9 protein-coding genes and 1 pseudogene are annotated in these 14,356 nt (G+C 69.8%); 3 read left to right on the top strand and 7 right to left on the bottom strand.

Features of this window, described 5'->3' with window-relative positions; translation table 11 throughout:
- Positions 1-41: 41 nt before the first annotated feature.
- Positions 42-2,908 (bottom strand): annotated as a pseudogene (gene dnaB, locus JNW91_RS15195) (replicative DNA helicase); the annotation flags it as partial.
- A 280-nt stretch (positions 2,909-3,188) separates the two neighbouring features.
- Between dnaB and JNW91_RS15205 the strand changes: the two are divergent.
- Positions 3,189-4,733 carry a hypothetical protein gene (locus tag JNW91_RS15205; protein WP_203175816.1) on the top strand — a complete coding sequence of 515 codons (1,545 nt, stop codon included), beginning with the start codon at positions 3,189-3,191 and terminating at the stop codon, positions 4,731-4,733.
- An 81-nt stretch (positions 4,734-4,814) separates the two neighbouring features.
- On the opposite strand, the gene rplI is transcribed toward JNW91_RS15205, so the two are convergent.
- The 4 genes from rplI to rpsF all read right to left on the bottom strand — a co-directional run bounded on the left by rplI (position 4,815) and on the right by rpsF (position 6,460).
- Positions 4,815-5,261 carry a 50S ribosomal protein L9 gene (rplI, locus tag JNW91_RS15210; RefSeq protein ID WP_151487665.1) on the bottom strand — a complete coding sequence of 149 codons (447 nt, stop codon included), beginning with the start codon at positions 5,259-5,261 and terminating at the stop codon, positions 4,815-4,817.
- A gap of 14 nt (positions 5,262-5,275) precedes the next feature.
- Entirely contained in the window at positions 5,276-5,515 is a 240-nt protein-coding gene (gene rpsR, locus JNW91_RS15215; protein WP_013289355.1) for a 30S ribosomal protein S18, read from the bottom strand.
- Positions 5,516-5,556: 41 nt separating this feature from the next.
- Entirely contained in the window at positions 5,557-6,090 is a 534-nt protein-coding gene (locus tag JNW91_RS15220) for a single-stranded DNA-binding protein (RefSeq protein ID WP_192580087.1), read from the bottom strand.
- Positions 6,091-6,169: 79 nt separating this feature from the next.
- Positions 6,170-6,460, bottom strand: coding sequence for a 30S ribosomal protein S6 (rpsF, locus tag JNW91_RS15225; RefSeq protein WP_109819915.1), 291 nt, complete (start codon positions 6,458-6,460; stop codon positions 6,170-6,172).
- Positions 6,461-7,055: 595 nt separating this feature from the next.
- On the opposite strand from rpsF, the gene JNW91_RS15230 reads away from it, so the two are divergent.
- Complete coding sequence (locus tag JNW91_RS15230) at positions 7,056-7,847, top strand: deoxyribonuclease IV (protein ID WP_203175817.1); 792 nt, start codon at positions 7,056-7,058, stop codon at positions 7,845-7,847.
- A 193-nt stretch (positions 7,848-8,040) separates the two neighbouring features.
- Complete coding sequence (locus tag JNW91_RS15235) at positions 8,041-10,140, top strand: hypothetical protein (protein WP_407664324.1); 2,100 nt, start codon at positions 8,041-8,043, stop codon at positions 10,138-10,140.
- Between the two features lie 125 nt (positions 10,141-10,265).
- Here the strand turns inward: JNW91_RS15235 and JNW91_RS15240 are convergent, their stop codons facing one another.
- A complete protein-coding gene (locus JNW91_RS15240; RefSeq protein WP_203175826.1) occupies positions 10,266-11,768 on the bottom strand; it encodes a glycosyltransferase family 87 protein in 1,503 nt (500 codons plus the stop codon).
- A 128-nt stretch (positions 11,769-11,896) separates the two neighbouring features.
- Positions 11,897-14,356: transglycosylase domain-containing protein (locus JNW91_RS15245; RefSeq protein WP_203175828.1), on the bottom strand; the 2,460-nt coding region annotated here is incomplete at its 5' end.

Raw genomic sequence — 14,356 nt, forward strand, 5'->3', positions numbered from 1 at the left:
AAATGCAGCTGGGCCGCGACCGTCACCGTGTCGGTAGGTCCATTCCGATGCTTGGCAACAATAAAATCCGCCTCCCCAGCCCGCGGCGACTCCTTGTCGTAGTAGTCGTCGCGGTGCAGCAGGATGACAACGTCGGCGTCCTGCTCAATTGAGCCAGACTCACGCAGATCAGACAATTGGGGTCGCTTGTCGGTGCGCTGCTCGGGGCCACGGTTCAGCTGGCTGACGGCGATGACCGGGCACTCGACCTCCTTGGCCAGCAGCTTCAGGCCACGGGAGAGGTCCGCGACCTCCTGCTGCCGGCTCTCGGTGCGCTTCGGCGAGGTCATCAGCTGGAGGTAGTCGACCACGATCATTTTGAGGTCGTGTCGTTGCTTGAGCCGGCGGGCCTTGGCCCGGATCTCCATCAGGTTCATGCTCGGCGTGTCGTCGACGAAGAGCGGCGCCTCGCTGATCTCGCCCATGCACCTGGCCAGCTTGGTCCAGTCGTCGTCGGAGAGCTGACCGCTGCGCAGCACGTGCAGCGGCACCCGCGCCTCGGCCGAGAGCAGTCGCATGACGATCTCGACCTTGCTCATTTCGAGCGAGAAGATCGCTGCGGCCTGGTTGGCACGGATAGCAGCATTTCGGGCAAAGTCCATGCTAGCGGTGCTGTTGTGGGTAGGGATCATCGCCCGGCTGGCCAGGTAGAGATGCTCGGGATTGTCCACCGTGACGCATCGAACCGGCACGCTCGGCACCGGGCGGACGTCGACGATGTACCGCGAGGTCGTCCGGACGTCGGAGGCGGTCCGGCGACGTTCGGCGTGCGCATCCCGCTTGCGCTTGAGCCGGAAAATGACATCCGGCGTAGAGAAGTTCAACGTGTACGCGATGGACGACTCAGGGGTGCGACCGCGTACCGGCTTCGCGTTGACCGTGCAGCGGTAACCGAGGCTGACGATGAGCTCGCGCACGTCTTCCGCCAACCGCTTCGAGGTCGACGTGTACTGCAGGTTGCCTGCGGGGGCGACGGTGCCATCGGTGTCCATCAGCCCAGCCAGCAAAGCCCGGCGCTGCCCCTCGGAGGCACGCAGGTATACGCCCGGGATGTGCTTGTCTGCCGCAACCCCGACCTGACGCAGCAGTCCGAGGAACGAACCGTTCTGGTTGTGGCAGACGGCACACTTCCTGGTTGCCGGATTCTCGCGCAACGCCCGGGTGGAGACGCCGCAGTCCTCGCACAAGCCGTTCCCCGGAGCAGCGTGCTTGGGTCGCAGCAGGATGGTGTAGACCATTGGCCCGCTGGGCCGAACGACGAAGCCTTCCGCCTCGACCTGCGTGACCATCTCCGAATCGGCGGTGGTGAAGCGGCTGGCACCGGTGTGGCCGTCGCCCAGCCAGGCCCCCAACGTGTAGGGCGGGACCAACAGCTTCCGATCCGGAAGTTGAAGGGGATTGCTGTTCCGTACGGCGTGGTTGAGGCGCCGCTCGGCGGTGTCGGTGCGCAGCGTGGCCGCGATCTCAGCAGTGGTGACGACACCGTCGTGGTCGGCCCGGCCACCGGCGTTCACCTCCCGCTCGGCTCGCTCGAGAAGCGCGGCCAGAAGGGAACCGCCTGGATAGCCGGGCGCGGTCCAGTTCCGCGTCTTGCCGTTGCGGACGGTGGGGCGGCTGATCCGGCCGATCGATCCGACTTCACGGGCAACGGTGTGCAGGACGTGGCGGAACTCGGGCCCGACCTGCTCGATCGTGTCGAAGAGAGTGATCGGCTGGTTTTCCACGGCGCTGAGCCTCGTATATGCCGCACGTACGTTGGCTAGCGCCGACTCGGACCAGTGCCGCCTCTGCCGCGCCGGCCCTTGCCGCCGGCTCGCCCGACTGGTCGTCTTCCACAGGTGTTCCGCGTCCGCCACAATGACGGTGCCGTCGGAGAACTCGACCTCGTAGCAGGGACGGTCGTGCATGACATCAAAGGCGTGCGTGACCGTGGTGGGGCTGCCGTCGGCCGCAAGCAGTTGATCACCTACCGCGACCGCGCCCATCGTGGTCCAGCCGTGCGGCGTCGGCAGTGGGGTGTCGAGCGCGAGTGCCTTGCCCAAACCGGGTCTACCCGCGACGATGATCAATTGCCCGGCGTGCAGGCCGTTGAGCAGCCGATCCAGGTCGCTGAAGCCGGTCGGCACGCCGGTCATCACGCCGCCCTGCGCGCCCACCGCCTCGATCTCGTCCAACGTCGGCTGCAACATGTCGGCCAGGACCGCGAAGTCCTCGCTGACCCGCCGTTCGGTGACGTCGTAGACGGCCTGCTGGGCCAGGTCGACGACGTCGTCGACGTCGCGGCTGCCGCCGTTGGCGGTGCCGTAGCCCAACTGCACGATCTTGGTGCCGGCCTCTACGAGTCGGCGCAGCACCGCCCGCTCGCTGACGATCCGCGCGTAGTAGGCGGCGTTGGCCGCCGTGGGCACGCTGGCGATGAGGGTGTGCAGGTAGGGCGCGCCACCGATGCGGGCCAGGTCACCCGAGTCGGTCAGGGCAGCGGCCACGGTGATCGGGTCGCCGGCTCGCCCCGGCCGTAGATGTCCAGGATGGTGTCGAAGATGGTGGCGTGCACCGGCCGGTAGAAGTCGTTGGTCTTGAGGATCTCGACGACGTCGGCGATGGCGTCCTTGGAGAGCAGCATGCCGCCGAGGACGCACTGCTCGGCGGCGACATCCTGGGGTGGGGTCTTGTCGAACTGGCCGTCCCGCTGCGCGGGTGCCTGGCCGCCGCCGGACCGTGACTCCGCCCGCATGTCGTCGGTGACCGACACGGGTCCCCCCTCCACTGCGCCGGGTCCGGTCCCAGCTCTACCGCCGGGGTACGACACTTCCGTCCGACCAGGCCGGTCGATCGGGGGCCATCGCGCCGGCGGTCGAGGGCCAACCATACGGACCCCGAGGTCAGCGACCAACAGGACCGGTGGACGAGCCTCGGGACAACCTGTGGACGCCGGTGGACGAGCATGTGCGCAGCGTGTGCACAGGGTGTGGATAACGGTTGGGGAATTCTCGACCGCAAGGCGCTGACCTGCGGTTTCGCGGTCCCCAGCCTGTGGAGGGGAATATTTCGGTCGGGACTGGGACACGATCGTCCCGTACTATCTCCAGCGAACGGCTACACCTGGACAGCGGATCACGCTTTCGGTTCAGAAGGGTCACAATCCGGCCGTGAATTACCGGGACTGGGGACGCGGGGAGGGCAGCCCGCGCGAGGGCCAGCCAACCGCCTCGTGGGGTGAACGCACGCCGTCCCCTCCGGTCGACCCGTACGACGAGGACGGGCGCTATCGCACCTCCAGTCGGCGGCGCGCGTTGGATCGCGGGCAGGACGAGCCGGTCGACGCATACCTCCCCCGGTGGGCGCTCGAGTCGGGGGTTCGGCACGCCGACGGCGGTGGCCGGCACGCGGCGCCCGATGACGACGAGGATGATCCGCAGCCCGAGCCACCGATTTCCGGAGCCGGTTGGCGGCGTACCGAGACGACCAGCACCCGGCGGCAGGTCAGCGAGACGAGCTGGCGGGAGCGACCGGCGATCGGTGCCGCACCCGAGTCGGACCACACCCGGGAGTGGACGCTCGACCGTCCTCAGGAGCAGGGGTACGCCGGCCGTCGGCGCGCCAACGCGGCGGAGGAGGAGCCGGTTTCGGGCGCGGTCCAGGATCGCCGTCCGCGTCGTGCGCCTGCTGGTCGTCCCCAGGTGATCTGGTCCGGCGGCGACCTGGAGGCCGCCCCGGCCGATCCGGCGCCCCGCCGGGACGCGGGCCGACCGACTCGACGCAGCCGTCGCGCGGCGGAGGAATCGTGGACCCGTCCGGCGGTCGATCCCTGGGAGCGCGGGTCGGAGCGGGCGGCCGAGCCCGACCCGTCGTACGCGCCGGCCGTGGACCCGTGGGACGCCTCCGGTGTGCACGCGTGGCCGTCCATCGCGGACGGGGACAGCACGGACCTGAGCGGGCAGTGGGCGCAGGTGGAGGGTGTCGGGGGTTGGGAGCGGTCCGACCGCACCGGCCAGTGGGAACGGTCGGCGGTCGAGGACGACCGGTGGGACCGGACGCTGCCGCCCCGCTCCGACCGGTCGGTGGCGGCGGAGGGTTGGCCGAGTCGCGACGACGGGTTCTGGTCCGGTACGCGGCTGGCCGGCGACGATCCGCGCTGGATGGATCCGGCGACGTCGGCGCCGCGGTCGCCGGTGGTGGGCTACACCGCTCCGCGTCCGCGTAGTGCGCCCGTGCAGCGGGACGGGGGCGCCCGGCGTGGAGCGGTCCAGTCTCCGGTCGGAACGGCGTCGGTGCGCCGGCGGGTGGAATCGGTGGCCACGGGTGGTTGGGCGCGGCGTCTGGAGGACGACCTGCTCGACCCGGACCCGGGTGGGTCCTTCCGGCCGATGCTGTACACCGCCGCCTGTTACCTGGTGCCGGCGGTGCTGATCTTCGTCTGGCTGTTGACCCTGGACGGTCTCCCGCCGGCCGGGTGCGTCACCGACATCAGCGGGGGCGGGTGTGATTCGCCCCGGTCGCGGGCGCTGGAGTCGCTGCTGGCCGGCTCGCCCCGCTTCGGTCTGGCGTTGGTGAGCAGTCTGGTGGTGGCGGCATTGCTGCGTCGGGTCGGCACGACGTGGCGTTCGGCGACCATCGCTCTTGCCGCCGCGGTGGTGGGCGGGGGCCTGTCCACCGTGCTGATCAGCGCGGTGACCGGGCAGCCGATCGGTTGACCGGTCGCGGACCGACACACGGAATGCGCGAGGGCCCGCACCGATCGCTCGGTACGGGCCCTCGTGGTGCTGTTGCCGACGTCAGCCCTGAACGACGTTCAGGTTGAACGACGCGGTCACCTCAGGGTGCAGCTTTATCTTCACCGGGTAGCTGCCGGTCGACTTGATGTGACCGGGCACCTCCAGCCGGCGGCGGTCGAGGACCGGGCCGCCGGCGCCCTTGACGGCGTCGACGATCTCGGCCGGGGTGACCGAGCCGAAGAGCCGACCGCCGTCGCCGGCGCGGGCCTTCAGGCTGACCTTGAGGCCCTCGAGCTGACCCTTGACCTCGTTCGCGTGGTCGAGGTCGCGGATCTCACGGGCCGAACGGGCCCGCTTGATGACCGTGACCTGCTTTTCCGCGCCCTTGGTCCAGGCGATCGCGAAGCCCTGCGGCAGCAGGTAGTTACGGCCGTAGCCGTCCTTGACCTCGACGATGTCGCCCGGGGCACCGAGGCCGGACACTTCCTGAGTCAGGATGATCTTCATATCGGTGCCTCCTCTCAGCGGGTGGTGGCCGTGTACGGCAGGAGCGCCATCTCACGGGCGTTCTTGACCGCACGGGCGATCTGCCGCTGCTGCTGCGAGGTCACGCCGGTCACCCGTCGAGCGCGGATCTTGCCGCGGTCGGAGATGAACTTGCGCAGCAGCGCGGTGTCCTTGTAATCGATATAGGTGATCCCGTCCTTGTCGAGCGGGTTCACCTTCTTCTTCGGCTTGCGAAGTGCCGCAGCCTTGGCCATTGCACGTGCTCCTGGTTTGCGATCGCGGGCGCTCGGCGCCATTAGAACGGAGGCTCCTCGTCAAAATTGGCGCCCGAACCGGCACGCGCGGGAGAGGGTGCGGCCGAGGCCCAGGGGTCGTCGAAGTTGCCTCCGCCGCCGCCCTGGTTGCCACCGCCACCGCCACCGAAGCCACCGCCACCGCCACCGGAGCGGGACATCTTCTGCACCTTCGCCGTGGCGTAGCGCAGCGACGGGCCGATCTCGTCGACCTCAAGCTCGATGACGGTGCGCTTCTCACCCTCGCGGGTCTCGTACGACCGCTGACGCAGCCGACCCGAGACGATCACGCGGGCGCCCCGCTGCAGCGACTCGGCGACGTGCTCCGCCGCCTGACGCCACACGGTGCAGGCCAGGAAGAGCGGCTCGCCGTCCTTCCACTCATTGGTGGTCTTGTCCATGAACCGGGGCGTCGAAGCGACCCGGAACTTGGCGACCGCCGCACCGGACGGGGTGAACCGCAACTCGGGGTCATCGGTCAGGTTGCCGATGACCGTGATGGTGGTGTCTCCTGCCATGACCATCTCCTCGCGCACTCAGCGTCTCGTCGTACAGGCTCGCAGAGCCGTACGACAGAGCCGCGGAGGCTGATCCGGGCGAACCGGGGTTGAATGCTTAGCGCATCTCCGGCCGGATGACCTTGGTGCGCAGCACGGACTCGTTGAGCCGGAGCTGACGGTCCAGCTCGGCCACGGCAGCAGGGGTGGCCTGCAGGTCGACGACGGCGTAGATGCCCTCGGCCTTTTTGTTGATTTCGTACGCGAGGCGCCGGCGGCCCCACACGTCCGTCTTCTCAACCGAGCCACCCGCGGTCCGGATCACGTTCAGGTACGTGTCGAGCGACGGGGCGACGGTGCGTTCCTCGAGGCTGGAGTCGAGGATCACCATGATCTCGTAATGACGCAAGACGTGCTCACCTCCTGTGGGCTAAGCGGCCACGGTCCTTCCGTGGCAGGAGGTCGTGCGTCGCTGCCCGCACGTGCCGGGGGAACCCGGCCGGACGCGGACAACCTGACCAGGATACCCGGTCCGGACGATCATGCCCGGGGTGGTTCGGGCCGGGGCCGGAGCGTGCCGACGGGGGTCCACCGTCTGACCGCCATTGGTCAGTGGTGGACCCCCGTCAACGAGGCCGCGGGGCGTCCCGTCCGCATTCCTTGGGTGGGACCTGGGGAGGAACGACCACACCGATGAGGTTGGACCGGAGACGCCCCGCGGAGCTTTATCGTGTTGTTACCTGACGATACAACGGCTCTCACACCTTCTCGGGGGAAAAAGCACAAATTTCCCGAGATTGTTCGTCGGTCGGGATCGGGCTTGCCGGATGGGCCGGATCGCTCGCGCCGTCGGCGGTACCAAGCGCTGGCCGCCGGCGGTACCAAGCGCTGGCCGCCGGCTCCAACTCATCAACGATCGTCGGTCCGTACGGTGACGTGAACCCTTCCCGACACCACGCCGACCGTCGCCCCACCTGTCGGGCTCGCGACGTAGGCTCGCTCGCATGCGTATCGGAGCTCACGTCGATTCGACCGACCCGCTGGCGGAGGCAGCCGCCCGGTCCGCCGACACCGTGCAGTTCTTCCTCTCCGACCCGCAGGGGTGGAAGGCCCCCAAACCGCGGGAGGACGCCGAGCGGCTGCGCGCGGCAGAGGTGGATCTGTACGTGCACGCGCCGTACGTGATCAACGTGGCGACATTGAACAACCGGATCCGGATCCCCAGCCGCAAGCTGCTGCTCGGGCACGCCACCGCCGCCGCCGCGATCGGCGCCAAGGGTCTGATCGTCCACGGGGGGCACGTCAACGCCGGGGACGACCTGGCCGTCGGCTTCGACAACTGGCGCAAGACCTTCGCGTACGCCGCCGACTCCGGTGGCTTCGGCGTCCCCGTCCTCATCGAGAACACGGCCGGCGGCGACAACGCGTGCGCCCGGCGCCTGGACGCGCTCGCCCGGCTGTGGGACGCCATCGGTGACCACGAGGTGGGCTTCTGCCTGGACACCTGCCACGCGTACGCGGGTGGCGAGGAGCTGCTCGGCCTGGTCGACCGGGTCAAGGCGATCACCGGACGGATCGACCTGGTGCACGCCAACAACTCCAAGGGCGCGTTCAACTCCGGACAGGACCGCCACGACAACCTGGGCGGTGGGACGATCGATCCGGAGCTGGTGGTCGCGGTGATCCGGGCGGCCGGCGCGCCGGTGGTCGTCGAGACCCCCGGCGGTGTCACCGGCCAGGCCGCCGACATCGACTTCCTGCGCCAGCAGCTCGGCGCGGAGAGCCCGGCGGCATGACGACCGGACAGCCCGGGACCGGGAACGCCCCCACCCCCGGCGAATCGGAGATCCGACCGGCCACCTCGTCCGCCGGCACTCCCGCCCCGCCGGCACGCACCGCCGCCATGGCCTCCGACGCGACGACCGGCGCCACGGACCGCCCGGCCAGCAACGCGGGTACGACGCCGACGCCGCCACGACGGGCGAGTCGATCGACGGCCCCGAGCGGGACGCGTCGCCGGACAGCGCCCCGAAGGACGGCACGGCCAAGAACGGCACGGCCAAGAACGGCACGGCCAAGAACGGCAGCCTCACGGACGCCGCGACCAAGGGCGACGCGGGCAAGGACGAGACGGCCGAGGGTGACGGCCCCAAGGATGCTGCGACCAAGGGCGACCTGGCCGGGGAGAAACCGGTCAGGCGCTGGTTCGCCAGGGGTAGGGCCGGCAAGGGCGCCGTCGCGGCGGCTGCGACCGCCGAAGGCGATGCCAAGGACGCGGACGGGAAGTCCGACGGCCAGGTGAAGACGGCGGAGGGATCCGACCGCTGGGATGCCTTCGCCTCCGCACCGGAACCGGTGCCCTCTCCGCTCACCCGGGCGGTACGGGCCGTCGGCCGGTTCCTGGTCCACGAGTGGACGCTGGCGGCCCTCGGCGCGCTGGCGCTGGCCGTGCTGATGACCTGGCCGACGCTGCGCTACCCGCGCTACACCCTTCCGCAGGACTACTGGGACCCGAGCCTGCAGAGCTGGCAGATGGCCTGGTCCGGGCACATCCTGCTGGCCGACCCGGCGCGCCTGTGGCAGTCCAACACGTTCTTCCCCGAGCTGTGGAGCTTCGCGTTCTCCGACACGCTGCTCGGCTACGCCCCGGCCGGCATGCTCGGCAGCGGTCCCGAGGACGCGGTGCTGCGCTACAACATCATGTTCGTGCTGGCGCACGCGCTCGCGACGCTCGGGGCGTACGCGCTGGCCCGGCAGCTCGGCTCGGGCCGGATCGGTGCCGCCGTCGCCGGGGTCGCGTACACCTACGCGCCGTGGCTGCTGGCCCAGGCCGGGCACCTGCACGTGCTCTCGAACGGCGGGATCCCGTTGGCGCTGGCCATGCTGGCGCGCGGGCACGGCTGGTCGCTGAGGCACGGCTACCGGCCCGAACGCCGGCACGACGGCTGGGTGTACGCCGGCTGGCTGGTCGCGGCCTGGCAGCTCAGCCTCGGCTTCGGCATCGGTCTGCCGTTCGCGTACTTCCTCGCCGGTGCGGTGCTCGTCGCCGCGGTCCTGTTCCTCGTTCGCCGGCTCCGGACCGGCCAGGCCCTGCCGTTCGGCCGCCGGCTGCTCGTGGCCGACGTGCTCGGCGGGGTGTTCTTCGCCGGGGTGGGTCTTCTCCTGGCGTACCCCTATTTCAAGGTGACGGAGCTGCACCCGTACGCCGAGCGGACGGTCGGCGACATCAGCATCTTCTCGCCGCCGGCGACCGGTTTCGTGACCGCGCCCGCCGAGTCACGGATCTGGGGTGGGCTGCACGAGGGTGCCCGCGCGGCGCTGCCGTGGCACCCGGAGATGACCCTGCTGCCGGGCTTCGTGCTCTACGCGCTGGCCGCCGGCGGGCTGTTCTTCTCGGTGTGGCGGCTGCGGCACCGGCTGTTCCTGCTCGCCGGGGTGCTGGTGACCATGGTCCTCGCGATGGGCACCCGCTTCTTCGACGGCACCTTCACCTATCTGCCGCTCTTCGAGCACGCGCCGGGCTGGAACGCGCTGCGTACCCCGGGTCGGTTGATGCTCTGGACCACGCTGCTGCTCGCCCTGCTCGCGGCGGGCGCGGTCACCGCGCTCACCGACCGGGTCCGTGACCTGGCCGCCCAGCGGATCCCGTCCTGGCCGGGCCCGTGGCTGCGGCTGGCCACCCTGCTGCCGCTGCTGCTGGTGACCGTCGAGGGCCTGAACACCACCCCTCATCCGGTGGTGCCGACCCAACCGGCCGCGCTGCGCACGGCGGAGGGACCGCTGCTGGTGCTGCCCAGCAACCAGAGCCTGGACCAGCACGTGATGCTCTGGTCGACCAGCGGATTCCCGGACGTGGTGAACGGCGGCAGCGGCTTCACGCCGCGTCAGCTCGACGACGTCCGCCGGGTGAGCCAGTCGTTCCCCGACCAGACCAGCGTCGACTACCTGCGCACGCTCGGCGTCCGCACGGTGGTGCTGTTGCGGGGTCAGGTGCCCGGCACGCCATGGGAGATCACCATCGACGCGCCGGTCGAGTCGCTCGGCATCAGCCGGCAGGATGTGGGCGACGCCGTGGTGTACCGGCTGTGACAGTCCTGCCGGTCTGACGGGCGGTTTTCGGGGGAGCAGCCCGGCTCCGGGCGATCAGGCTTGATCCCTGCGCCGGGCGGGCTCCCCCGAAAACCTGACGTGGTCCAGGCCGTGTTCGAGCTGGGTCAGCTGGCCGCGGCGAACTCCTGCTCGGGTTTGTCCTCGCGGCGGCGCCAGCGGTCCAGCCAGGGGGCGTCGGGCGCGCCGTCGAGGACTCCGCCGTCCGGGTCGTCCAGGTAGTTGGCCCGTACCGCGTCCCGCTCGGGGTGCTGGATCTCCTGAACGACGAGCACGCAGAGCACCACCACGGTGGCCAGCCGCAGCGTCGAGGCCAGTACGAACACACCCTCCGGGAAGACCGGACGGCTGGTGGCCGCGCCGAGCAGCTCGCCGTAGAAGGCCACGAAGTAGCAGACCTCGGCGACCTGCCAGGCCAGGAAGGCACCCCACTTCGGCCGGGCCAGCACCACCAACGGCAGCAGCCAGAGCACGAACTGCTGGGACCAGACCTTGCTGAAGATGAGGAACGCGGCGACCACGAGGAACGCGAGCTGCGCCAGCCGCGGCCGACGCGGCGCCCGCAGCGCCAGCACGGCCACACCGAGGCAGGCCAGTCCGAACAGGGCGTACGAGATGGTGTTGAGGGCGGGAATGTTGACGTTCAGCCATTCGAACGGACCGAGCCGGGCGGGGTCGCTGCCGACCTTGCCGTCCAGGTAGCGACCGATGTACCAGAGCGTTCCCCAGTCGATGGGCCGCGTCGTGTTCAGTTCGAAGAACCGGTCCCAGTTCTCCGGGTACAACCGTGCGGCCGGCAGGTTGACCAGCACCACCGCCGCGATCGCCGTGCCGATGGCGATGAGAGCGGCGCGGATCCGGGCGGCGCGCAGCGCCAGGATGAGGATCGGGCCGAGCAGGAACAGTGGCCAGAGCTTCGCCGCGCCCGCCAGGCCGAGCAGCACACCGGCCACCGCTGGTCGTCGTCGCGCCCAGGCCAGCAGACCGAAGGCGGCCAACCCGATGGCGAGCAGGTCCCAGTTGACGGTGGCGGTGAGCACCAGCGCCGGGGCGAGCGCGAACAGCGCAGCGTCCCAGGGTCGTCGGCGGCGCAGCGCCAGGATCACCGCCACCGTGGCCACCGCGAGCGCGCCCAACACCAGCGCGTTCAGGTTGTAGAACCACTGACCCTGGTTGATGCTCGGGTCGCCGTCGCCAAGGGCGTGCACGGGCAGACCCAGCGCACCCATGAAGTAGCCGGTGAGCACCGGATACTCGACCGGGTGGTCGCGGTAGGGCACCTTGCCCTCGTTGAGCCCTTCGGCGTAGTAGAGGGCGAGCACGTCGGTGTAGCAGAACCGGGTGTACTGGACGTTGTTCTGCCAGGCCCCGTTCTGGCAGGGAGACTTCTGCACCCAGTGCAGGGCGAGCGTGAGGCAGACCAGCGCCAGCACGATCCGGACGGCGGTCCAGAAACGGCGTTCCCCGCCGGCTGGCCGGTCCAGGGCCGTCGCGTGGTCGCCCAGCGGCCCGCCGATCGCGCCGGAGATGCCGCGGACGAACCCGTCGGAGCGGGACGGGTGGTCGGTGGTTCCGGCGTCGTCGATGCCGGGCGTCGACTGGGTGCTCATGGAAAGGCATCCTGCCGTACGGCGGGGGTGCGCGTCCCGTCCCGGCACGCGGATCCGGGTAGGGAAACGCCGCAGCCGGTCGGACAGGTCGTCCGGCCGGCTGCGGCGTCGTGTAGCGATGCGGGTGGTCAGTCCCGGGTGGTCGGTGGCAGGCCGGGTAGCAGCAGCCCGCCGCCGTTTCCGCCGTTCCCACCGTTTCCTGGCCCGCCGTTTCCCGGCCCACCGTTGCCGCCGGGGTTGCCGTCGGTACGCGGGCAGAACGGGTTGGTCAGCGGGTCACAGGGTTGCCCGCCCGGCCCACCGGGCCCACCGGGTCCACCCGGCCCGCCCGGCAGACCCGGGATGGTCGGCGGCGTCACCACCGTCTCCTTGCCGTTGCCCGCCGTGACGTCACCCTCCCCGGTGACGCTGGGCAGGGGGACCTCCTCCTGGCCCTTGAGCGCGACGTTCATGTACTTCTCCCAGATCGGACCTGGGAGCGTCGAACCGCCGATGTCCTTACCGCCGGTCATGCGGATTTCCGGCTTCTTCGGATCCCGGCTGCCCACCCAGACCGCGGTGGCGATCTGCGGTGTGTAGCCGACCATCCAGGCGTGCGCGTTGTCGTCCTTGTCGTATTCCCAGGTGCCGGTCTTGCCGGCGGCCTGCCGGCCGCCCTCCAGGCTGAGCTTGTTCGGGCCGGGGATCTGCTTCAGGACGCCGGCGACCTCATCGGTGACCTTCTTGTCGATCCGCTGCTCCGGCTTGATCCGCTCGCTGCCGAGGACCTTCCACTTGCCGGTGTCCTTGTCCTGCTGCTCGACCTTGACGACGAAGTGCGCCTTGATGTATATGCCGTCGTTCGCCAGCGTGGCCAGGCCGTTCGCGTGGTCCAGCACGGTGATCGGGTACTTACCGAAACCCACGTACTGGTCGAACGGGTTCTTCTCCTTGCCGGCCTTGGACAGGTCGAACGCCTGGGGCGGGTCGACTCCCCACATGGTGGTGACGCCGGCGCGGCGGGCGAGGTCGACGACCTTGCTTGAGCCGATCTTGTCGGTCACGTAGTAGAACGGCACGTTGTACGACTGGACCGTGGAGGTCTCCAGGGTGCACCACTTGCCGCAGATGCCGGCGCCCCGGTTCGCGTTGCCGAGTTCGGTGTCCGAACCTGGGGGCGTGAACGGCGTCGCGTCCCAGTGCGACTTCACGGAGATACCGGCCTCGATGGCGGCGGCCAGGGTGTAGACCTTCATCGACGAGCCGGGCTGGTGGCCGCCGGTCAGGTCGCCGTTCTTGTCGGTGTTCTTGCCGGCGTAGTCGAAGTCCGCGCCACTGTCACCGCCGTAGTAGGCGAGCACGCGGCCCTTCTTCGGGTCGATCGAGACCATGGCCGCCATCAGGTTCTTCGGCTGGTCGTTGAGCTCGGAGCCCTTCTTCGACTGCATCGCGGTGTTCTCGGCGGCCGCCTGGAGCTTCGGGTCGATGGTGGTGGTGATCCGGTAGCCGCCGTCCCGCAGGGCGTCGACGCAACTGACCTTGCCCTCCGCGCCGCTGTCGGAGCAGAGACCCATCTGGTCCATTTCCTGGCGGACGTAGTTGATGACGTTGCCTCGCGGGCTGTCGACACCGAAGCCGTTGCCGTCCTTCTTCGGCGGCAGGACCTTGGGGTACTCGGTGGGTGCCGCCGGCTGGTTGGGGGCGTCCAACCAGCCCTCCTTCTTCATGCCGCCGATCACGTAGTCCCACCGCGTCTTGGCGTCCGGCAGGTTGACGGCCGGGTCGTAGCCCTTGTGGGTGTCGGTCGCCTGCGGCTGCTTGATCAACGCGGCCAGGACCGCGCCCTCGGCGGGGGTGAGCTTGATCGCAGACTTGCCGAAGTACGTCTGCGCCGCCGCTTCGATGCCGTACGCGCCGCGTCCGAAGTAGATCACGTTGAGGTAGTGCTGCATGATCTCCGGCTTGCTGTACGTGTCGTTCAGCTTGGAGGCGAGGATGGCCTCCTTGACCTTCCGGCCGTACGTGTCGTCCTTGAGGTTCTCGAACGCGTTGCGGGCGTACTGCTGGGTGATCGTGGAGGCGCCCTGCTTGTCACCGTTGGAGACGTTGTTCCACGCGGCGCGGACGATGCCCTTGTAGTCGACGCCCGAGTGCCGGTAGAAGTTCCGGTCCTCGGCGGCGGCCACCGCGTGCTGCACGTGCTCCGGGATCTGGTTGATGGTGACGAAGGTGCGGTTCTCGCTGCCCAGCCGCGCCAGCGGGGTCTTGCCGTCCTTGGCGTAGACGGTGGTGGACAGCGGCAGCGGCATCTCGTTGGGCATGACCACGTTGGTCGAGTAGTAGGTGAACCCGACCACGCCGATGCCGGCGAGCATGATGAAGACGGCGAACCCGGCGATCAGCAGGTTCATCCGCTTGCGCTTCTTGGCACGGCCCGCCCCGGCCGGATCACCGGCGCCGCGACCGCCTCGACCGCCGCGCCCCGGACCGTTCGGCCCGCCCGGTCCACCGGGGCCGCCGGAGACCGGGGAGACACTGGCCCTGGCGACCGCGGCACGTCCGCCGACCGACGCGGAGCCGACACTGGCGCGACCGGCCGACGCGGCACC

This window comes from Micromonospora parastrephiae, assembly GCF_016802865.1.
GTDB classification, from domain to species: Bacteria; Actinomycetota; Actinomycetes; order Mycobacteriales; family Micromonosporaceae; genus Micromonospora; species Micromonospora parastrephiae.